Origin of the sequence: Hyphococcus sp. (assembly GCF_965228385.1) — a bacterium.
Classification (GTDB): Bacteria; Pseudomonadota; Alphaproteobacteria; order Caulobacterales; family Parvularculaceae; genus Hyphococcus.
The window spans coordinates 587,568-608,050 of sequence record NZ_OZ245810.1; the positions used below are offsets into that span (position 1 = coordinate 587,568).

Consider the following 20,483-nt stretch of genomic DNA (forward strand, 5'->3'; position numbering starts at 1 on the left):
TTACTCATTCCACGGAAGCTTTACGTTTTCAGAGATGTATAATTTAAGATCGCGTTTCTGCAACTTGCCGGTAATTGTCCTTGGTAGCTCATTCATGAATGTAAAATGTTTCGGGCATTCTTGTTTGCTGAGATTTTCGAAACAATGGGCGTTCAATTTTGCGATACATTCCTCTTCGTCTAATTGCACCCCCTTATTCAATACTACTCCGGCGACGACGGCCTCGCCCCAGCGCGGGTGGGGAACACCAACAACGGAAGATTCGGAAACAATTTCGTTTTCTGCGAGCACCGCTTCAACCTGTGCCGGAAATACGTTTACGCCGCCTGTGTTGATGAGAAAATTTCGTCGGTCAAGAAGATAGACAAAACCGTTCTCATCAACGCGACCGATATCATTCGTCTTCAGCCAGCCATTGGAGCTCAACACATCCGCCGTTTCCTCCGGCTGATTGAGGTAACCGCTCATAATCGTATCGCCTTTGAGGTAGATAACGCCGGCTTCGCCGGCCGGAACCTCCTCGCCGTCATCATTGCATATTTTATGATCGATAAAGGCCGCAAAACGACCAGACGCGCGTAAAATGTTATCCTCTCCTGCGAGGGCCCGTCGATGGTCGTCTGGCTGGAGAAAACAGGCCCAGGCGACGCACTCTGTCATTCCGTAAAGCTGCACGAGCTTCACACCAAGCATATCGACGGTACGCCTGATCAATGCAGGCGCCGCCGGCGCCGATCCATAAGCAATTGTTTCGAGAGACGGGAGGGCGAGATCGTATTCCTTGAGATGATCCAGCACCGCTGGGATCATAGCGGGAACGAGCAGCGCGACTGTTGCTTTATGTTTGTTGATGTCGTCAACGCAACTTTGAACGTCGAATACGTCCGTAGGGATAATTGTTCCGGACCCGGATGCAAGGCCGAACAATCCGCCGACAACGGCGACCCATGCGGACTGAGCAGGCATGTAATATCGGTCATTTGCAGATATGCCATAATAGTGCGGCGCGTAGGTAATTTCAGTAAGGATCGCCTTGTGAGACAATATGACAGCCTTGGGATGCGCCGTGGCGCCGGAAGTGTAAGTATGCAAGAGAGGCGCGGCCTCGTCGAAATCGGTCGCGACAAGTTCCGGCGCCTTTTCAAGCAGAAGTTCATAATCCCCGTCAAAGGCGTGATCTACACCCAAGCCGATGATATCAATAGACAATGCCTTCAATTCATCGTTGTGAGACTCAATCAACGGCCAACACTTGTCCTGCACTACGCACACGGTAACGCTGCTGTTTTTCAGAACATGAAGCATTTCACGCGAACTATATCGCCAGTTCACGCCCACTCGGATCGCGCCGATGATCATGCAGGCGAAGAAATGCTCGTAAATCTCGATGCATTCCTTGGCCAGAATGGCCACACGGTCTCCCGGCTGAACGCCCCGCGCCTGAAGGGCGCCAGCGAGAGCGAGAGACCGGCGATAAATCTCTGACCAAGTAATTGTCCGCTCGCCCTGGTGAAAGGCGATCTTGTCTGGGTAATGTTCTGCGCAGCGGCGTAGATTATCTCGAAGCATTCGCACTTCCGTCGTTGGGTGGCGGCCGCCGCCCGGGAGTGGTGCATGAGCGGCGGCGCATGAAAATCAACCTAGGAAATAGGCGCTACTGAACTAGAATGAGACCAACAATTCGCCGCCGATTACGCGCCCCTTGTTTAAGCCTGCATACGTGCCTTGTTGACCCGGCGGAAACCCAAGCGGATTTTCAGAACCTTCGGTCACATCGTTAAGTAGATTTTTGCCGTAAATGGAAAACCGGACATTGTTGTTGTTCGGCGAAAAGCTGAGAGAAGCATTCAAAATGTCGCCCGGGTTCAGCACACCAACATTGTTATCGGAATAAAAAGATGTATCGCGATGACTATAGTTCAGGCGCGCCGTTGCATTGCCAATGTTGCTCACGGGAAGGTCCATGATTGCGCCTACCCCATAAGTCCACTTCGGCGCGCGAGGTAAATTAAGATTAAGGTCGATATCGTCGACTGATCCGTCCTGTGTGATGTCGAACAGCACTTCAGTGTAGTTTGCGTCCGTGTGACCGGCAAACCCGGTAAGAACAATATTATCTGTAACGAAGAACTGCCCATCGACCTCGAATCCACGAACGCGGGCATCTGCGGTGTTTGCAATGATCTGGATCAGACCGCTAACGGGATCAGGAAAAATAACTTCCCGTTGCATGTCTTTGATGGAGTTCCAATAGACGGCGGCATTCAGGGTGGCGCGGCCCGAGAGGGTTTGCGCTTTCAAGCCTACTTCGAATGCGTCAATTGTTTCCTGATCGAACGGGCCGGGCAGGGCGACAGGCGAGGTGTTCCGCAAATTATACCCGCCGGATCGATTGCCGCGCGACCAGTGAAAATAGGTTTGCGCCTTCTCGTCAAAATTCCACTGGAAGCCAATCTTCGGGCTCAACGCTGAGAAGTCTTCTTCGGGATCGAAATTTGGATCGGCGTTGACGTTGAATACGCAATCGTTATCGGGGAGGTTACATGCGCCCGGTGGAATGTCGAAGTCATTCGGCGACGGCGGCCCCGGTACGATCGTGGCAATATTGACGCTCTTTTCTTCATAAGAATATCGAAGCCCCAAGAGAAGAGACAAGGTAGGGGTCAAAGCAATATCAACATGGCTAAATACGCCATAAGTTTGATGATCTTGGATGCCGCCGCCGTAAAACGAAAGCGGTTCCGGAACCGTTCCCAAGGCTTGTCCTGGCGCTAGTATCGGGTCCTGAAAAAGAAACCGGACCTCTTCGTAAAGTACGTCCTGACTAAAATAGTAAAGCCCAAGTGTCAGTTCGACGATGTCGCTGAATGTTCCAGCGTATCGGAGTTCGTTACTGATCTGGTCTTGTTCGGTGTATTCGCCAAATTTGAAATAATCGATTGCGGTGCTGTCTGGGTCGAATATCGAGCGAGAGTTGAATTTGCGCCACCCGAAAATATTGGTGATCGTACCCTCGCCAAATGCGACATCGAGGTTGGCTTCCGCAGTTACCATATCCCATTCTTGGTTCAGGAAACCCGGGTTGCCGATCTCGAGATCGAAGGTATCGCGATCATATAGCGCACGATTTTGCCCGACGCCATGGCCGTCCTCTGTTTCGCCATGTTCATAGCGAACGTAAAGATCAAAATTTTCTCCGAGCGTCAGTTCTACAGAAGGCCGGATCGAAAATGACTGACCCGGATTGAATTTTTCTCCTGTGGCGAGGTTGGTGAACCACCCCTCGTCGTCGTTGAACATGCCGGAAATCTTCGCATTCAGTACGCCTGGTATTACCGGACCGGAAATGGCTGCTTGATAGACTTGGTTCAACCCCGACTCCCATTGGCCTTTCGCCTTGAATTCAAATTCGTCTGAAGGACGCTTCGATTTAATCAACACCGCGCCACCCGTGACGTTGCGACCGAACAGAACGCCCTGAGGCCCGCGGAGGATTTCGATGCCTTCGAGGTCGAAAGTATCGAACGTCGCGCCTGTCGTAATGCCTAGATAAACGCCATCGACAAATACGCCGACGGCAGGATCGATTGAAGGAATCGAGCTATTTACGCCAAGACCGCGAATAGAAAAGTTTAAGGCGCCGCCAACGGAATTAATGTTATCTAGTGATACATTCGGTTGGCTGTAACTGATATCTGATATGTCCTTGACGAAATATGCATCTAGCTGGACCTCGCCATAAGCAGTCACCGCAAGCGGCACACTTTGTACGTCTTCGGCCTCAGATTTTTTGGTCGCGGTAACAACAATCGTATCTCGAAGCGCATCCGTGGCTTGTGCTTGCGCTGGCGAGAGGCCGAACCCTAGGCTATAAACCAATATTGAGACAGCAATATAAAGCCCCAAACGCTGACAACGCAGATTAATATCAGAACCCGCCGGTGAGTTTGCCATCCATATCCTCCCAAAGTACATTCAAGACGCCTTTTGATTTTGTGTATTTGCGCCGTTAATAATATTGGTGCGGATTAAAAATGATTCACAAGATCTGAATTCGCATAACTGATATCTGGAAGGCTAATACCGGATTTCGGATATTCCACCGAGCTGAGAAGCGTTGCCAGCGCGCAAGGAAGATATTCGCCTGGATTGGAAATCTTAGCTGCAGTGCCGCAATACATTTAATAGCTTAGATTACAAACGGAACTGCTAGACTGACGCACCGCCGTCAATAATAATATTTTGGCCAGTTAAAAAAGAGGAGTTCGGACCGGCGAGGAACACAACCATCGGCGCAATGTCTTCCGGTAATCCGAGGCGTCCGACAAAGGTTTCACTTTCAAAAGCGGCCTTAAGTTTCGGGTTGGCGATCGTGGACTTCGAAAAATCGGTCTCGATCACGCCAGGCGAAATTGCATTGACTCTGATATTGCTCGGGCCCAATTCACGAGCGTAGTTGCGCGCTAGCTGAAGCATGGCCGCTTTAGAAACGGAATAAGCACCAATGTTATCATAAGCGCGAAGCCCGCCAATCGATGCGATGTAGATGATCGAGCCCCCACCGATATTTTTCATATGAGGAGTCGAGAAACGAGTGAGCCAATGGGCTGAAAGAATATTATTATTTAGCATAGTTTCGAAATCCGAATCTGGAGCGTCACGCAACGATCCGAAATAGGGTGAGGAAGCGGCATTGCAGACGACACTATCAATGCGCCCGAAAGATTCAGCGGCTGTGTTTACGACCTCCTCCAGCGCCTGCTTGTCAGCAATATCGACGGCGAAGGGAACGGCAACTGCACGGCCTTCCGTCTCATTTATCCGGTTTGCGGCGACCGTGCACGCCTCGGCGCGCCGGGAAGAAATCATGACATTGTAGCCCGCGGTCGCTAACTGTGATGCAATTGCATTCCCGATTCCGCGAGACGAACCGGTAACGATTGCCGCGCGGCCGGTCTTTTCTATGAATGACGACATTCAGGTCCTTTTCTCCTTTTCGCCGCTTGCGGTTTCCACTGATGCGCGGCTTTTACCACGCTTTTTGGAGGCTCCCATAAACTTTTCAACGCTTTCCTCCCAGTGAATATCCTGAACCACGGAATATATTTGTTCCCGCAGCCACCGATGGGCGGGGTCCTTGTGGAAGCGTTCATGCCACAACATTTTGACGTCGATCGCCGGCAACGCGATGGGGTGTTCGTGACCACAAATGCCCGTTGGGCCATCTTTCAGAGCGAGGCCGAATGCTCGCGGCACAGTGGCCAGCAAATCGGTGCCGGAGACAATATGAGGAATCGACATGAAATTAGGAACTCTCACTTTTATTTTCCGGTCAATGCCGAGCGCTTCGAAATTTTGTTCTAGTAGATAAAAATGACCAGTGCCGCGCGCTTCAGCGACAACGTGATCGGCATTCCTGAACGCCTCCATCGAAACACCCTTGGACATCTCTGGATGGCCCTTTCGCCCGAGACATATGTAGTCGGTCGAAAATAACTTGCGCTGAAAAAAGCCCACATCCAAATAGGGCATATATGCAATGGCTAGATCAGCGAGGCCGCTTTTCAGCGCATCTGGCGTTTCATGAGTCGGAAGGTTGATCGCCCGGAAGGAAATTGTCGGGCTGAAACGTGAGAAAGCACGAATTATCGATGGGAGTATTGTGGTCTCGCCAATGTCTGTCATAATAATTGTGAATGTACGATTGTCAGCGTGAGGGTCAAACTCCCGGACGTCTTTGAGGCCTCGCTCGATCGTATCGAGCGCGTCCCGCACATAGGGATATAGATTTTCCGAAAATGCCGTTGGCGCCACGCCGTGACTTTCGCGCACAAAGAGCGGATCATTCAGAGCTTCACGAAGCTTGCTGATTTGCCCGCTCGTTGACGGTTGAGTCATGCCGAGTTCTTCTGCGGCTCGCGAAACGCTACCCAAGCGTATCACAGCATCGAATACTCGCAACAAATTCAGGTCTAATCCCCTGATATTTGTTTCGTCGATATCATTTATCCGCATCAGGCTTGTTTACTTTCACCGGCTTGGGAATAGATTCTGTTCATGCGGCATGTAACAGTTAGTGGTTTCAATTGGCGCATATTAAAAGGAATTCGCGGTGCTCAAATTAGAGACAGATAGACTCATATGCAAGAGTAATGGGTATGCGCAATAAATTTAGAGCTACGGCATTCCATCAATATGACATCGTAAGAACAGAAGGGGCGTCGCAATAATGATTCAGAACGCGATTGACTATTCAACCATCGTGAACGACGGAATCGTAAACAGCCGCGTTTACAAGGACGAAAAGATTTTCGAAGACGAGATCAAGAAGATCTTTCATAATGGGTGGAGTTTTGTTGCGCACGAATCGGAAGTGCCAAAACCCGGAGATTATGTCCGCCGCAGTATCGGTAGAGAGCCTTATCTCGTAATCCGAAATCGCGATGGCGAAGTCAATGTCATCTCCAACAAATGCACCCACCGCGGCACACTTTTGTGCCAGGAAGAGAAGGGCAATGTGCGCGGCGCGATTACGTGCTGGTATCACGGTTGGGTGTTCGGCTTGGAAGGCGACTTGAAGTCTGTTCCCTACGGAGTTGGTTCGAAAGGTCTCGATCACAAATGCCTGCCGAAGGCGACTGTTGGGAACTACAAGGGGTTTCTCTTCGCTACTTTAAACCCGAATGCGATCGATTTTATGGAGTATCTGGGCGATGGGGCGACCCTGATTGACCGCGCGGTGGAAGCTTCTCCTATAGGCAAAATTCGTCTGGATGCCGGCTGGGCCAAGTTTTTATATAAGACAAATTGGAAACTTCAATGTGAGAACAATATCGATGGTTATCATGTAAACTATGTTCATGCGTCTCTCGCACGCTCTATCGAGTCTCGTTATAACGAAGCGGTTCTGGCGGGAGAAGACGAGCTCAAGACGACGGCCGTCGATTGGGGCAATGGGCATTCGGAACTATTCCTTGCGGCAGGGTTTTCGAGCGATCTCGAGTGGCTCGGCTACAGCGACAAAAAACCCATGAAGCCCTTCGCCAAAGCGTATTGCGATCAGTTGCGTGAGGCTTATGGCGACAATCGGGCGTCGCGAATAATTCACGATGGGCCTCCGCACGCGTTGATCTTCCCAAATTTGTTTCTGGCCGAAACCAACATCGTCTATTATGAAATTGATCAGGTTGGCGAAACTGTGCAACGGCACACACCGATGCTCCTTGAGGGCGTTTCCGACGAACTGAACACGCGCATAATTCGGCTTTGCGAGGCTGCGCTCGGTCCGTCGTCGTTCTTTCTTCCGGATGACGGCGTTATAACGGAGCGTCAGGATTCAGCTTTCGAAGGGTTGCCCATGGAAATTGACCTTCGCCGTGGAATGGGCCGTGAAAACAGGAACGGCATGGGCGTGATGGAGTCGCACGTGACCGACGAAGTGACCAATCGCGCATTCTGGAACAGATACAAGGAGGTAATGGCTGCATGAACAAATCTGGCCATGCCACGATCACAATTTGATTATAATAGTTTGGATACAAGGATTGGTTATGGTTTCCGATGAGGAATATCGCAGCGCTTGCGACTTACTATACCGCGAGGCGCGATTTGCAGACAATGCTCAGTACGATGAATGGGAGAGCTTGCTGACGGATGACATGGAGTACTGGGTGCCGATCAATCGCGATGATCCCGATCCGGAAACCCAGTTATCTCTTCTGTATGATAACCGTTCGCGCGTCTCGACGAGAATTCGAATGTTAAAAACGGGCGTGCGCCATGCGCAAGTGCCCCCGTCGCCGATGACTCGGCTGATTTCTAATGTTGAAGTTGAATCTCTAAACGAGACTGAATACAAAGTTTGCTCTGCATTCGTGCTTGGCGAGTTACAGATTCAATCGACCAAGGACCTGCATTGGTGGATTGGACGGACGGAGCATATTTTCCGCCGCGTCGACGGAAACCTTAAGATATCACGTAAGCGTGTTGATCTAATCAACTCTCAAGAGGCGGTGCCTTCTTTGGCTTTCCTGATTTGATCAGCACTGCTTCGATTTCCAGCGTTTTACTGCGTAAATGGACCATTGGAGCGATATGACGTCAAAGCGAGTGAAGAAGCCAATTGCAAAAATCTGCGGTTTGGGTTTTGGTGAACTTTCGCGCGAATTTTTGAAGTCATCAAAACAATTAGCGTGCGAAGCTATCATCGCTGCTGTGTCTGACGCTGCCCTTCAAAAGAGCGATATAGATGGTGTTTTGATCAACCGGAGCGATACCAATCCGTCTGAAGAACTGCCGTTGCGGATCTTCGATGATCTTGGCTTTCGCAATCTGACCTTTGGCAATGTCCTTGCGTCGCAGGCCGCGTGCGGCGTGCAGATGATCCAGTATGCAGCGATGGCAATCGCGCATGGGATGGCGAAGAACGTTGTTTGTGTTTTTGCCGATACGCCTATATTGCCGAAGCGTAGAGGCGGCGATTCTTATGCTATCGATCTAGCGCTGACCAATGTTTCTGGCTGGGAGCGGCAATACGGGCTCTATGGCGCAGTTGGCGCTTATGGTCTTGCGATGCAGCGATATATGGAACAGTTTGGCGCGCGGGCTGAAACGTTTGGAGAAGTGGCCCTCGCGGCGCGTCAGTGGGCACAGCGAAGTTCGATCGCATTTCTGACCAAACCGATGTCGATGGAAGACTATCTTTGTTCTAAGATGATCGCCGATCCGCTCCGTATGTTCGATTGTGCGTTCCCTGTGAACGGCGCCGGTGCGGTCATTGTTTCCGCCCAGGACGGCGGTGGCGGCGAACCAAATGGCGCCGCCTATATCTGGGGGATGGGGCAGGGACACCGAGGCTATCTCGCCTATGCTGATTACGAAAATGAGATCGATACGCCGGCCTCGATCGCTGGTAAAAAAGCATATCAAATGGCGGGGATATCTGCTCGCGATATCGATCATGCGCAAATTTATGATGCATTTACTGTCACTACGCTACTTGGCCTTGAAGGATATGGATTTTGCGGTCGTGGCGAAGGCAAGGATTTCGTTGTGGACGGCGCTTTGTCGCCAGGCGGGCGCTTGCCTGTCAATACCGGCGGCGGCCAGCTTTCCGGCTACTATCTCCAAGGTATGACGCAAGTGTCGGAAGGATATCTTCAGGCTGCCGGCCGTGCTGGCGACCGCCAGGTTGAAAAGAATGGTTGGTCCCTGGTCACCGCGCAGGGGGGGCGTATGGATTATCATGCCTGTCTGATTTTAAGCCCGGAGAAAGTTCGTTGACGGAAGAAAAAAAAACTTTTCGCGATGAAACAGACTCCGCCTTTTGGGAGGGGATAACTCGAGGCGAGTTACTGCTACAAAAATGCAACGGATGCGGCGCCATTCCGGGCCCCGGCGCATCGTTCTGCCCCGAGTGCTGGTCGGGAGATTTGACGGCAATAAAGGCAACTGGGCGGGGGCGAGTGCACAGTTTTGTCGTATATCACCGTGCATTCAGCGAGAACGAAACGCCACCATACAACGTGGCGTTGATTGCGCTTGAGGAAGGCGCGCGCATCGTGAGCACGGTAGAGAACGGCAATAATGTGAAGGTGGGCGATCTTGTTAAAGCCACATGGTCCAGTTTGCGATCGCCGCGCGCAGTCCTTAGCTTTACCGTTGTCAACGATGAAGGCCGGAAAAGGGAGAAATAAAATGGCCGTGACAGGTGTTTTAAGACCAGGATTTGTTCAGATACGAGTAATGAATCTTGATGAAGGAATTGTTCATTATCGTGATAATTTGGGATTGGATCTTGTAAGTCAGGGTGGTGATTTTGCCTTTTTAAGCGCTTATGACGAATTTGATCGCCATTCGCTCGTTCTTCGTCAAGCCGAAGAGCCGGGCCTCGATGTTCTTGGGTTCAAGGTGATCGATGATCAGGCGCTTTCTGGTTTTGAAAAACGCCTTAAGGACGCAGGGGTCAAGACAGAGGGAATTCCCGTCGGCGATCATCCCGGAGTTGGCCGGCGCATTCGCTTCTCAGTTCCCACCGGCCAAGTATTTGATCTTTATTCGGATATGGAATTGTCTGACAGTGGTCCCATGACAAAAAATCCGGATATCTGGCGCAACGAACCGCGTGGCATGCGCATTTCCCGTTTTGACCATTGTGCTGTCCTCGGAGTCGACATCGCTGCATCTGCAGAAATATTCGAGAGTGCGCTAGATTTTGTCGTTACCGAGCGGGCAATCGATCCGGAAGGTAACCCTGTCGCAATATTTTTGACTTGCTCAAACAAGGCGCATGATATCGCGTTTCTTGCAGGGCCAGCCGACGCAAAACTCCACCACGCATCGTTTCTGGTCGACTCATGGAATGATGTAGGGCATGCTTGTGATTTGATTGCACAGCGAAATATTTCACTTGATATTGGACCGACCCGTCACGGAATTACGCGCGGGCAAACCGTTTATTTTTTCGACCCTTCAGGAAATCGAAATGAGTGCTTTGCTGGAGGCTATCAACATTATCCGGATAATCCGGTTCGGGAATGGACGGTTGATCAGATGGGGAAGGCTATATTCTACTATGAAAAGGAAGTTCACGATCGGTTCACATCGGTGATGACGTGACGTCAATAGAATCGCCCAGCTTCTGTTTTGAACTATAATTCACGCAGTTTGAAGAGTTGTAACTGATGATCAGTAATCATGCCACTGACGTAGAGTGTTGCGAGTCGTTTCAAATTATAGTGGAGAATTCGGCGCCGATTAGTTGTTCTGTTGGCGCAAACGTGCTGGAAGCATTGGAGCGCGCCGGTCACAAGGGGATCCCTGTCGGCTGCCGGCGGGGTGGGTGCGGGATTTGCAGGGTGAAAATTATTGCGGGTGACGTTTTGCGCAAAAGGATGAGCCGGGCAAAAGTTTCTTTTGCTGAAGAGAAGCAAAACTATGCTCTCGCCTGCTGCATCTATCCTCGTTCCGACTTGACTGTAAAACCTGCGCCGCGCCCGTTAGATGATCAATAATTGGGCCTGAAGGTGGATTAATCAGGGGTGCGCGTTTCGTGTAAACCCAAAACATCTTTGAAATTTCAGAAAGTTCAGCCTGACCGAAGGGACAATAAATGGAAATGGAAGCAATGTTGCGTTTATGTGCGGCGTCAGATGTCGTAGAGGGGGTTCCAATCTCAGTAGAAATTGATGGCTTGCCGCCTTTCGCGGTATATCGCATTGAGGATGAAATTTTTGTCACCGACCGTACTTGTACACACGGGGATGCGGATCTCACCGAAGGGTTTCAGGAAGGTGATGTGATTGAATGCCCGTTTCATGGGGGGGCGTTTTCAATTAAAACTGGAGAGGTCGTGAATTTGCCATGCGCCGTTCCTCTAAAAATTTATCCGGCGCAAATCATCAATGGATTTGTTTGTATTGAAGCGAAATCGTAATCACCAGATCCTGATATAACTCCCGGAATTTGAAATTTCGCCCAGTCGAAAATGAAACAAGAATAACAGCTAGAAATGTTTTACGAAATTCAAAACGAGCCGTCACACGTTATGACCTGCTGCCCGAAAACTGGACCATTTTGCGCTGGAATTTTCCAATTATGATGCTCTTTGGAGCGGAAGGAAAATTCGATGAAGAGATCCAAGTTCACGGATGCGCAGATAGCCTTTGTGTTGCGACAGGCTGAGGAAGGAACACCCATTTCGGAGGTCTGCCGAAAGGCCGGTATCGCCGAGGCGACTTTCTACAACTGGCGCAAGAAATATGGCGGGCTGTTGCCGTCCGAAATGAAGCGACTGAAGCAACTCGAAGAAGAAAACGGCAAGCTGAAGAAGATCGTGGCGGATCTGTCGCTTGGCAAAGCCATGCTCCAGGACGTCATACGCCGAAAGCTTTAAGGCCTGCTCGTCGTCGGGAGCTGGTCTCCGAAATGACCGCTGTATGGAAGGTAAGTGAACGCCGAGCCTGTCGCGTCATGAAAGCGCCGCGTTCCACCCAACAATACAAACCCCGGCGCGACGAGCAGGCCGATCTCAAGAAACGGATCAAAGAAATTGCTGAAACGCGTGTGCGCTACGGTTATCGGCGCATTCACGTGCTGCTGCGCCGTGAAGGATGGGGGATAAACGCCAAGCGCGTTTATCGACTTTATCATGAAATGGGCCTGCAATTGCGCAATAAGACACCGAAGCGGCGCGTGAAGGCCAAGCTTCGAGATGATCGAAAAGACGCGACGGACGTTAATGAAACCTGGCGATGGATTTTGTCCACGATCAGCTTGTAACAGGGCGCAAGCTGCGCGTGCTTGCTGTGGTCGATACGTTCTCTCGGTTCTCTCCGGTCATCGATCCGCGCTTCAGCTATCGGGGTGAAGATGTTGTGCGAACGCTGGAGCAGGCCTGCAAGCTTTTTGGTTATCCAAAAGCGATCCGTGTCGATCAAGGTTCCGAGTTCATCTCTCGCGACCTCGATCTGTGGGCGTATCAAAACGATGTCGTACTTGACTTCTCACGCCCCGGAAAGCCAACCGACAATGCATTCATCGAGTCGTTCAACGGCAAGTTCAGAGTGGAGTGCTTAAACGCGCATTGGTTTTTATGCCTTGACGATGCGCGCCGGAAGATGGAGGAATGGCGAAGAGACTACAATGAAGTACGTCCGCACAGCGCAATCGGGTACAAACCGCCGATCTCGCTGATTAGTCCCACGGCGGATCAAAATCCACCGTGACATTGAAACCCGGAAATCCTCCAGCCGGGTGGCCCAACATCGGGTAGCGGTTCACTGTCGTGTTTGAAAGCGACATCACCGCGATTGCTCTAGAACGGGGCTTGATGGACCAGCCGGTCTGCACAAGCGATATCGTGCTGAACAGGGTTTTGCTAAAACATCTTGAGGATGACGCGGCAAGTCAGCGAGCTGACATCGTTACTGAAGCCCGCAAATGCATTATGCGCCGGTTAAGATCCGGAGACTGCACAATAGAAGGCGTCGCCCAGGGCCTCTCACTTACGCCACGCACATTTCAGCGCCGTCTGAGCAGGTATAATTATAGTTTCCGGAAGCTTCTTGATGGCGTGCGTGTAGAACTCGCGCAGACCATGTTACGGAATTCAAGCGCCAGTATGAGTGAAATCTCCGCATCCCTCGCTTATGCTGAACTGTCGGTATTATCCCGATCCTTCAAACGCAATACCGGGCTCTCGCCGAGCGTTTGGAGGGTATCAGCATGCGGATAAAATAACTTCAATCGCATAACCGCGCCTTTTGCCTTGTGCGCTGGACCGGTTGGTGGGAGTGAAAGCGAGCGACAAGTTGGGTTAAACAATTAGTAAGGTTAGAAAAAACCTCCCGATTTTCATCGGGAGGCAAGTGAAGCGCTAAAAACAGGGAGGATTTTTCGCGCTATCTCGAAATGACAAAGCTGCAGGCGGCTTTCGCGACCGGCGTTTCGGCAGCGTCTTGCCAGGCGACGCAATCGATGAAAACGAGCCGCCGGCCGGTTTTCACGATGCGCGCTTTGGCGAAAAGCGGTGACAGTGCGACGGACTTCAGATAATCGACATTGATATTGATCGCCTCACCGTCCGCGTCGGGACTGAGAGAGCGGCGCAACTCATGAAGTCCCGCAAGTTCCAGAAATGTGGAAACGATCCCGCCGTGAAGCGCTTTGATCAGCGGGTTGCCGATATGAGCGTCGTTTGGCGTAATTGAATAAAGGGCGTCGTCGCCGTTTTCCTCGACGTCAAACCGCAGCCAGCTACCGAGAGGCGAATCCAGAAGTTGCGTCATGACCGTGGTGTCTCGCCAAGACCAGTGAAATCGGGCCCGCCACTGGCGATCATGAAAGCGCCTGTTGCGCTCGCAAGCGGCCTTCCGTCGTAATCGAATATCTCTCCGCGCGTTCTGGCGATATTGCCGCTGACGGCGTGACATTCTGCGCTGCAAATGACTTTAGCGCCAATCTCTATTGGGCTAAGATACTCAGTCTTCAAATTGATTGTGGCGATGGCTTTGGGCTTCTGAATTCTGGCGAAAACGGCAAAGCCGAAAACCGTATCAAGGATGATAGTGTAAGCGCCTGGATGCGCACTGCCGTCATCATCCTTGTATGAGAAAAAATCCGGAACCGTCGCAAAGACGCAGACCTCGTCTTCGGCGACCTTGTTCGCTTCCATCTGTAATGTCGCGAATAATTGATGGGTCTCAGAGAAGAAAGACCTCATCACTTCCGCCCACGGCGGCATATCGTCGGTATTCTTCAGCGATGTTTCATGCTGCTGGAAATTCATCGCTATGCATTTTTCTTTGCGGCTTTGCGTTGAACGCGATGCAAGTCGTCAACGCCGCTGAAAGCGCGCCCAACCGGTTCGGAACCGAGGTCGATCAGGTTGGATTTTGCAATCGTCAGCGCCTCGATGAATTCTTCAACGCGCTTGGCGGGAAGTCCCTTGAAGGCGTCTTTATATAGATTGTCCGCCGCAGCCCGCAGGTCCTCAATCAAAGGCAGAAGCTTGTCTGTAAGATGGACGAGGTTTGCCCGACGGTCGCCCGGCGCGGGCGCTCGGCGAACCCATCCGCTTTCCTCAAGGCGGTCTATCAGCCGGCCAAGCGGCGCCGGCTCCATGTCAAGTTCGTCCGCGAGGGCGCGCTGTGTTCGCCCGTCATTTCGGTAGAGATGCGCAAGCACGAACCATTGCGCGCGGGTGAGGCCTATGTGTTTGACCCGGCGGTCAAATTCGCGCCGTAAGAGGCGCGCCACATCGTTAACCAGGTAACCTGGATTGAGGTCTATCCGATTGTGTCGCCCGTTCATCTCCTGCGATCCTTTAGGCGCCAGTTGTGCTTGCCACGTTTAATATATACTAAGTTATTAAATGTTAGTATAGCAAGAATGTCAGTCAGCCAAGCGTAGGGCCCGACAATGCGTGCGTATCTTCGATTCCAGTCTGGTTGGAATATCGGCGCGGCGGCGCTCATCGCCGCATTCCTAACGGTTTCCGGTTGCGGTTCCGGCGGCGGGGAACCCGCTGAGTCGGCGCAAAGTTCGTCAACGGCAAATCCGGCGCTTGCCAAGTCCGTAAAAATCGTCAAGCCGAAATCTGCGACGATGCGTGAAACGGTCGTCGCGACAGGATCGATCGGTTCGAAACAGACCAGCAATATCGGTCCCCTTGTCGAGGGTGTTGTCGAAACGATCTTTGTCAATGTGGGCGAGCGGGTCGCAAAAGGCGATCCGCTCTTTCAGACGCGGCAGTCGCGTTATGAAAGAGAAGTCGATGAAGCGCAGGCGAATCTGGCGCTTGCGAAAGCGAACCTGCGCAACGCCCGTCAAGCTTTCGACAGGGTTCGAAAGCTAAAAGAAGAAGGCTATTCTTCTCAATCACGCCTCGACGACGCCAGGACGGCGTTGGATGTCGCTGCGGCGGAAGCGGAAAAACGCGAAGCCGAGCTTAAAACCGCACGCAAGGACCTTGAGGACACCACTGTCAGGGCGCCCTACGACGGCGTCATCACGCGGCGCTTCAACGATGAAGGCGTATATCTGTCGAATGTCTTCCGCGGAGGCGTTGAAAGCTCGGTTCTGCAAATTCAGGAAAACCACATTGTCGTCGCGGTCGTTTATGCACCCGAACAATATTTGAGTTCGCTGAAGCTTGAACAAAAAGCGTTCGTCTACGTTGAGTCGCAACCGGAGCCGCGGGAATCATACGTTTTAGTATTGAATGATATGCTCGATGTCGGTGCCCGTACGGTTGAGTTGCGCCTGCCGATCGACAACTCGGATTACGCGCTGAAGTCAGGCCAGTTCGCCCGCGCTGAAATATTCACCGATGAAAAGCCGGTATTGTCAGTCCCGGCAAAAGCGGTTTTTCAGGACCAGTCGGGCGCTTATGTTCTGGTTTCGCTGGATGGCCGCGCTGAAATGCGGCGCGTCGTCGCGAAGGAGCGTCCCGACGGAACATTCGCCGTGCTCGAGGGCCTCGACGCGGACGATGACGTCATCGTCCCGAACGGCGAGCCCGTCGCCGCCGGCGATCCCGTTGCGCCCGAGTCCGTGTGATGTGGCTCGTCGATCTATCCATCAAGCGCCCGGTTCTCGCCGTGATGATGATCGGCGCATTGGTCGTGCTCGGCTGGATTTCGATGGGCCGGCTTGGCGTTGATCTCTTTCCGGATGTCGAGTTTCCGTATGTCGCGGTGACGACCACGCTTGAGGGCGCGAGTCCCGACACGATGGAAACGGAAGTTTCCGACGTGATCGAGGAAAGCGTCAATACGATTTCCGGGATCAAGCAACTGCGTTCGACAAGTGCGGATGGCCTCTCGCAGGTTTTTATCGAGTTCGAACTCGAAGAAAATGTCGATGTGAAGGCGCAGGACGTGCGCGATAAGGTCAATATCGCTCGCCGCGACTTGCCCGAAGACATCGATCCGCCGGTCATTGAGAAAGTCGATCCTGACGCCGCGCCGATCATGTCCATCATGATCGCCGCAGACGCGTCAATCGGCGAAATCACGACCTATGCGGATGAAGTCGTCAAGGAAGCGGTGCAGCGCCTGCCGGGCGTCGGGTCCGTCACGATCGTCGGCGGTCGTCTCCGCGAAATCCGCATCTGGCTGAACGCAGACAAGATGCGCGCATTTGGCGTGACGGCCGACGACGTTGTCCGTGCGGTCAGATCTGAGCACGCAGAAGTGCCCGGCGGGCGCCTTGAGATCGGCGGCGGCGCGCGCGAATTCGGGGCCAAGACGGTGTCGGAGGCTAAGACTCCGCAGGAGTTCGCCGATCTCGTGGTCGCTTATCGCGAGAGCGGCGCGCCTACTCGGATCGGCGATGTGGCGCGGGTCGAGGACGGGCTGGAGGACGAACGCAGCTATGCGCAATTCAATGGAAGGCCCGGCGTTTCGCTAGAAGTTCGCCGCCAGTCGGGCCGCAATACGCTCGAAGTCGCCGAAGCCGTACATACTGAGGTGGAGCGACTGCAGGCAGTCGCGCCCGACGGATATGAGCTCGTCGTCGCTCGCGACGTGAGCCGGTTCATTGAATCGTCGGTTGAGGATGTCACCCACGAACTCGAGATTGCGATCGTTCTCGTCGTCATCGTCACCTTTTTCTTTCTCTTAAGCTGGCGCGCCACGCTGATGGTCGCCATCGCCATTCCGACATCCCTGATCTCGGCGTTTTTTGCGTTTGAGGTCTTCGATTTCACCATCAACATGCTGACATTGCTGGCGCTGACGGTGACCATAGGCTTGCTTGTCGATGACGCCATCGTCGTCGTTGAGAGCGTGCAACGCGATATTGACGCCGGGATCGAGCCGGAAAAGGCGGCGCGGCAGGGAACTGCGCGCGTTGCGCTCGCGGTGCTCGCCGGCACCTTTGCAACGCTCGCCGTCTTCGTGCCGATCGCTTTCATGGAAGGCATAGTCGGGCGATTTTTCCTTCAATACGGCCTTGCGATCGTCTTCGCCGTCTCTGTGTCCTTGCTCGTAGCGCTGACATTGACGCCCATGCTGGCGTCGCGCTTCCTGAAACCGGAATCGCATCCGGCTTTTCTGCGTCCGATCGAAAATTTTCATCGGCGCCTGGACCGCGTATACAGCGCCATCGTCGGCGTCGTCGTTCGCTGGCGATATCTCGCGCTGGCCGCTGCGATCGGTTCGCTCTTCGTCGGCGGTTTTTTCGCGTCGCGCGTGCCGAGCGGGTTCACGTCAAAAGCTGATCGCAGCGAATTTCTGGGGGCGATCGAATTGCCGCTTGGATCGGGAATCGCGGAATCGAAAAAAGCGATTGCAGCGACGAATGAAGCGTTGCGCGGCGTTGAGCATGTGAAGAACATTTTTCTCACCGCCGGGGCGGGTAGCCAGGGAAAAGCGAATGTCATCGACCTTTATGCGTCGATCACGCCTAAGCAGGAGCGGCGGATCGGTCAATTTAAGGTCATGGACGAGGCGCGCAACGCCCTGCGCGAGGCTGTACCCGAGGCGAGCGAAATCACCGTGGCCGAAGTGCCGTGGATTTCCGGCGGCGGGGTTTCCACCGGCGATATCGAACTCGTCATTCGCGGCGACTCGATCCCCGAAATCGACGCCTATGTCAAAACGATCATGGCGAGAATGCGAGAAACGAATCTTTACTCAGACTTGCGTTCGAGTTTCGAAGAGGGCCGGCCGGAACTGCTGATCGATTTTAATCGCACGCGCGCGGGCGATCTCGGCGTTTCCGCGCGCGCCCTGGCCACGACGGCGCGCACGGTGATCGGCGGCGTTGACGCCGGTACTTATGAAGAAGGCGGCAGGCGTTATGACGTGCGCGTACGCCTTGAGGAGTCCCAGCGGCAGGATCGGGACCAGTTGCAGCTCATCCAGATAAGAAGCGAGTCTGGTCAGTTGATCGATCTCGCCAGTGTTGCGACCATGCGCTTCGCCAGCGGGCCGTCGCAAATCGACCGTCTGGACCGGGCGCGCAAAATCTCGATCCTCGCCAACACCGCCTCAAACGTTGCGCTTGGGACGGCAACGGATGCGCTTGAGATGATCATCGCGGAATACCCGCCGCCTGCGACCATGCAGATTAGCTATGAGGGATCTGTGCGGCGGATGAATGAGTCGATTTCAGCGATCATTTTCGCCTTCGGATTGGCGATGGTCGCGCTCTATATCGTACTCGCTAGTCAGTTTAACTCCTTTGTGCAGCCGGTCGTCATCATGCTGACGGCGCCGCTGTCGTTCTCCGGCGCTTTCGCCATGCTTTATTTTGGCGGGCAGGAGATGTCGCTGTTTGCACAGATCGGCCTTATCGCGCTGATGGGCATCGTCATGAAAAACGGCATTCTGCTCGTCGATCGCGCAAACCAGCTACGCGAGGAAGGCGCGCCGGCGCGCGAGGCGATCCTCAAGGCCTGCCCGGAGCGATTGCGGCCGGTGCTGATGACAGCGTTCGCCGCCATATTCGGCATGATCCCCGTTGCGCTTTCAAGTTCCGACGGCGCCGAATGGAGGAATTCGCTCGGCTATCTGATTATTGGCGGGCTCTCATCGTCGACAATTCTCACGCTGCTCGTCGTGCCGGCCGCCTATATGGTTCCGGGCGACGTCAAGCAACTTATTTCGCAGGTAGTTACTAAGTTCTATCGCAGACGAGAGGCGCGGGAACATGCAAATGTTTAAAGTGAGTGGTTGCGCGTCGATGGTAAGAGCGGCGGTGTTTGCCTTGCTCGGGATTCTGGTTTCGGCGTGCGCGACGGATCAACACTATTGGGCGCCTCCGCTTGCCGCCGTCCGCATTCAGGAAAGTCGAAGTGCTAATTGCGTCGATAACGAAATCTTGCTCGCGGGCCGCGATGCGTTGGCTGTCGTTGAGCAGACCAGACGCGATCCAGATAACGCAATCGAAAAAATTTTTGCAGAAATGACTGTCTCAGCCGTGATTGGCGAGATTGCTTATTGCGATTCCATGGAAGGCGAGGAGGAAGAGAAAATCCAGGCTGCGCTAAGCGGTTTCGGCGCGCTTTCCTATAATGCCGCTTATCTTCGTCCCCGATTTTCATCGTTAACTACGTTTCCGAGCGTTTATCTTCTTTCAAAGCCCAGTTCTCATCGCATTATAGTGTATTTTCCCGGGGTAGATGTGGCGGCGGGGCCTGCTGACCTTCTGCAAAGCCTGAAAGCTGGCGCCGCCGAAGATCAGCCGGTCGCAGGACAACCATATATTCCTCGCGGGCACGACGGTTTTCGCGAAGGTATCGCAAACTTGATAAACGACGGTTTTTTCTTACAGGCAAAATCGCTTACGGAGCTTGAGGAAGAATGCAGTCAATCAGCCAAATCGGATAGGGCTCCGGACCGGAAGACGGTTTCGCTCGCCGGCTTTATCTGCACATATGATGTTGCCGATCCAACACGATCTGATCCGATTGAACTCGTTGTCGCCGGACATAGTCTTGGCGCGGGCGTTGCGCAAAGCGCGCTTGGCGCATTCAACGGCATGACGTGGATCCGAGAGCCTGCAGGCGGCTGGGCTGTCGCGGGGCCGGAACGCAATTGGCCGTTTCGTGTTAGAGCCGCCTATCTTTATTCGCCGCCCCTTGCACTTTATCCACGGGATGAAGGCTGCAATCGGGTCAGTGGCGGCGCCGTCAATCCTATAGATGTCTACACGGTTCACGGATTAACTGATCTTACGTACTCAATCATCAAGGAAGGCGATCCTGTACCCAATCTTTGGCACCCAAGAGGACCGTCTATAAATTGTGTTGAAGGCAATCATTTTGGCAAGATGGTGTCTATTCCTCGAGGCGAGGAACCTGATATTGCAGCGCGGACACCAGTTGCAATCAAATGGGACAATCCATTTCCTCATCGCCTGCAGTCCTATCGCAAAGCCCTCGCAAACGCCTTTCGCCGAACGCAGGATGATCGCCCTGGTGCGAAAGATGAAAAGGTCCCCGAGCCAATGGGCGGGTATTGATATGATATCTGCAA

Annotated in this window: 18 protein-coding genes and 1 pseudogene; 12 read left to right on the plus strand and 7 right to left on the minus strand. The window is 53.1% G+C overall.

Annotation, left to right across the window (positions count from 1 at the left end):
* The 4 genes from ACQK2Q_RS02605 to ACQK2Q_RS02620 form a co-directional block, all read right to left on the minus strand.
* A complete protein-coding gene (locus ACQK2Q_RS02605; RefSeq protein WP_425408200.1) occupies positions 1-1,569 on the minus strand; it encodes a class I adenylate-forming enzyme family protein in 1,569 nt (522 codons plus the stop codon).
* Between the two features lie 93 nt (positions 1,570-1,662).
* Positions 1,663-3,954: a TonB-dependent receptor gene (locus ACQK2Q_RS02610; RefSeq protein ID WP_425408201.1), complete on the minus strand. Its 2,292-nt coding sequence runs from the start codon at positions 3,952-3,954 to the stop codon at positions 1,663-1,665.
* A 255-nt stretch (positions 3,955-4,209) separates the two neighbouring features.
* Positions 4,210-4,977 (minus strand): SDR family NAD(P)-dependent oxidoreductase, encoded by a 768-nt coding sequence (locus tag ACQK2Q_RS02615; protein WP_425408202.1) that lies wholly within the window; start codon positions 4,975-4,977, stop codon positions 4,210-4,212.
* Positions 4,978-6,015, minus strand: coding sequence for a LysR family transcriptional regulator (locus ACQK2Q_RS02620; RefSeq protein WP_425408203.1), 1,038 nt, complete (start codon positions 6,013-6,015; stop codon positions 4,978-4,980).
* A gap of 214 nt (positions 6,016-6,229) precedes the next feature.
* Between ACQK2Q_RS02620 and ACQK2Q_RS02625 the strand changes: the two genes are divergently transcribed.
* The 9 genes and pseudogenes from ACQK2Q_RS02625 (at position 6,230) to ACQK2Q_RS02665 (ending at position 13,234) form a co-directional block, all read left to right on the plus strand.
* On the plus strand, positions 6,230-7,489 hold the full coding sequence (locus ACQK2Q_RS02625; protein ID WP_425408204.1) for an aromatic ring-hydroxylating oxygenase subunit alpha: 1,260 nt from the start codon (positions 6,230-6,232) through the stop codon (positions 7,487-7,489).
* A gap of 61 nt (positions 7,490-7,550) precedes the next feature.
* Positions 7,551-8,039, plus strand: coding sequence for an aromatic-ring-hydroxylating dioxygenase subunit beta (locus ACQK2Q_RS02630; protein WP_425408205.1), 489 nt, complete (start codon positions 7,551-7,553; stop codon positions 8,037-8,039).
* 70 nt (positions 8,040-8,109) lie between these two features.
* Complete coding sequence (locus tag ACQK2Q_RS02635) at positions 8,110-9,282, plus strand: thiolase family protein (RefSeq protein ID WP_425408206.1); 1,173 nt, start codon at positions 8,110-8,112, stop codon at positions 9,280-9,282.
* A complete protein-coding gene (locus ACQK2Q_RS02640) occupies positions 9,279-9,695 on the plus strand; it encodes a Zn-ribbon domain-containing OB-fold protein (RefSeq protein ID WP_425408207.1) in 417 nt (138 codons plus the stop codon). The genes ACQK2Q_RS02635 and ACQK2Q_RS02640 overlap by 4 nt, the downstream gene beginning before the upstream one ends.
* A 1-nt stretch (position 9,696) precedes the next feature.
* The gene (locus tag ACQK2Q_RS02645; protein ID WP_425408208.1) at positions 9,697-10,617 is read left to right on the plus strand and encodes a catechol 2,3-dioxygenase; all 921 of its coding nucleotides are present in this window, start codon (positions 9,697-9,699) and stop codon (positions 10,615-10,617) included.
* A 65-nt stretch (positions 10,618-10,682) separates the two neighbouring features.
* Positions 10,683-11,012: a 2Fe-2S iron-sulfur cluster-binding protein gene (locus ACQK2Q_RS02650; protein ID WP_425408209.1), complete on the plus strand. Its 330-nt coding sequence runs from the start codon at positions 10,683-10,685 to the stop codon at positions 11,010-11,012.
* A 98-nt stretch (positions 11,013-11,110) separates the two neighbouring features.
* Complete coding sequence (locus ACQK2Q_RS02655; RefSeq protein ID WP_425408210.1) at positions 11,111-11,434, plus strand: non-heme iron oxygenase ferredoxin subunit; 324 nt, start codon at positions 11,111-11,113, stop codon at positions 11,432-11,434.
* Positions 11,435-11,626: 192 nt separating this feature from the next.
* Positions 11,627-12,725, plus strand: a pseudogene (locus ACQK2Q_RS02660) (IS3 family transposase).
* A gap of 221 nt (positions 12,726-12,946) precedes the next feature.
* On the plus strand, positions 12,947-13,234 hold the full coding sequence (locus ACQK2Q_RS02665) for a helix-turn-helix domain-containing protein (RefSeq protein ID WP_425411109.1): 288 nt from the start codon (positions 12,947-12,949) through the stop codon (positions 13,232-13,234).
* Positions 13,235-13,400: 166 nt separating this feature from the next.
* Here ACQK2Q_RS02665 and ACQK2Q_RS02670 read toward each other — a convergent pair whose 3' ends face one another.
* The 3 genes from ACQK2Q_RS02670 to ACQK2Q_RS02680 are packed head-to-tail and all read right to left on the minus strand — an operon-like array spanning position 13,401 to position 14,811.
* Positions 13,401-13,787 carry a PaaI family thioesterase gene (locus ACQK2Q_RS02670; protein WP_425408211.1) on the minus strand — a complete coding sequence of 129 codons (387 nt, stop codon included), beginning with the start codon at positions 13,785-13,787 and terminating at the stop codon, positions 13,401-13,403.
* Complete coding sequence (locus ACQK2Q_RS02675; RefSeq protein ID WP_425408212.1) at positions 13,784-14,287, minus strand: PaaI family thioesterase; 504 nt, start codon at positions 14,285-14,287, stop codon at positions 13,784-13,786. The genes ACQK2Q_RS02670 and ACQK2Q_RS02675 overlap by 4 nt, the downstream gene beginning before the upstream one ends.
* Before the next feature lie 2 nt (positions 14,288-14,289).
* Complete coding sequence (locus tag ACQK2Q_RS02680) at positions 14,290-14,811, minus strand: MarR family winged helix-turn-helix transcriptional regulator (RefSeq protein ID WP_425408213.1); 522 nt, start codon at positions 14,809-14,811, stop codon at positions 14,290-14,292.
* A gap of 108 nt (positions 14,812-14,919) precedes the next feature.
* Here ACQK2Q_RS02680 and ACQK2Q_RS02685 point away from each other — a divergent pair, with 108 nt between their 5' ends.
* The 3 genes from ACQK2Q_RS02685 to ACQK2Q_RS02695 are packed head-to-tail and all read left to right on the plus strand — an operon-like array spanning position 14,920 to position 20,469.
* On the plus strand, positions 14,920-16,059 hold the full coding sequence (locus ACQK2Q_RS02685) for an efflux RND transporter periplasmic adaptor subunit (protein WP_274493782.1): 1,140 nt from the start codon (positions 14,920-14,922) through the stop codon (positions 16,057-16,059).
* Complete coding sequence (locus ACQK2Q_RS02690) at positions 16,059-19,169, plus strand: efflux RND transporter permease subunit (RefSeq protein WP_425408214.1); 3,111 nt, start codon at positions 16,059-16,061, stop codon at positions 19,167-19,169. The genes ACQK2Q_RS02685 and ACQK2Q_RS02690 overlap by 1 nt, the downstream gene beginning before the upstream one ends.
* On the plus strand, positions 19,162-20,469 hold the full coding sequence (locus ACQK2Q_RS02695) for a hypothetical protein (RefSeq protein ID WP_425408215.1): 1,308 nt from the start codon (positions 19,162-19,164) through the stop codon (positions 20,467-20,469). The genes ACQK2Q_RS02690 and ACQK2Q_RS02695 overlap by 8 nt, the downstream gene beginning before the upstream one ends.
* Positions 20,470-20,483: the final 14 nt, after the last annotated feature.

Coding starts and splice junctions, on each gene's coding strand:
- ACQK2Q_RS02605 (WP_425408200.1), bottom strand. CDS start 1,569: ATGCTTCGAGATAATCTACGCCGCTGCGCAGAACATTACCCAGACAAG.
- ACQK2Q_RS02610 (WP_425408201.1), bottom strand. CDS start 3,954: ATGGCAAACTCACCGGCGGGTTCTGATATTAATCTGCGTTGTCAGCGT.
- ACQK2Q_RS02615 (WP_425408202.1), bottom strand. CDS start 4,977: ATGTCGTCATTCATAGAAAAGACCGGCCGCGCGGCAATCGTTACCGGT.
- ACQK2Q_RS02620 (WP_425408203.1), bottom strand. CDS start 6,015: ATGCGGATAAATGATATCGACGAAACAAATATCAGGGGATTAGACCTG.
- ACQK2Q_RS02625 (WP_425408204.1), top strand. CDS start 6,230: ATGATTCAGAACGCGATTGACTATTCAACCATCGTGAACGACGGAATC.
- ACQK2Q_RS02630 (WP_425408205.1), top strand. CDS start 7,551: ATGGTTTCCGATGAGGAATATCGCAGCGCTTGCGACTTACTATACCGC.
- ACQK2Q_RS02645 (WP_425408208.1), top strand. CDS start 9,697: ATGGCCGTGACAGGTGTTTTAAGACCAGGATTTGTTCAGATACGAGTA.
- ACQK2Q_RS02650 (WP_425408209.1), top strand. CDS start 10,683: ATGATCAGTAATCATGCCACTGACGTAGAGTGTTGCGAGTCGTTTCAA.
- ACQK2Q_RS02655 (WP_425408210.1), top strand. CDS start 11,111: ATGGAAATGGAAGCAATGTTGCGTTTATGTGCGGCGTCAGATGTCGTA.
- ACQK2Q_RS02665 (WP_425411109.1), top strand. CDS start 12,947: ATGCGCCGGTTAAGATCCGGAGACTGCACAATAGAAGGCGTCGCCCAG.
- ACQK2Q_RS02670 (WP_425408211.1), bottom strand. CDS start 13,787: ATGACGCAACTTCTGGATTCGCCTCTCGGTAGCTGGCTGCGGTTTGAC.
- ACQK2Q_RS02675 (WP_425408212.1), bottom strand. CDS start 14,287: ATGAATTTCCAGCAGCATGAAACATCGCTGAAGAATACCGACGATATG.
- ACQK2Q_RS02680 (WP_425408213.1), bottom strand. CDS start 14,811: ATGAACGGGCGACACAATCGGATAGACCTCAATCCAGGTTACCTGGTT.
- ACQK2Q_RS02685 (WP_274493782.1), top strand. CDS start 14,920: ATGCGTGCGTATCTTCGATTCCAGTCTGGTTGGAATATCGGCGCGGCG.
- ACQK2Q_RS02690 (WP_425408214.1), top strand. CDS start 16,059: ATGTGGCTCGTCGATCTATCCATCAAGCGCCCGGTTCTCGCCGTGATG.
- ACQK2Q_RS02695 (WP_425408215.1), top strand. CDS start 19,162: ATGTTTAAAGTGAGTGGTTGCGCGTCGATGGTAAGAGCGGCGGTGTTT.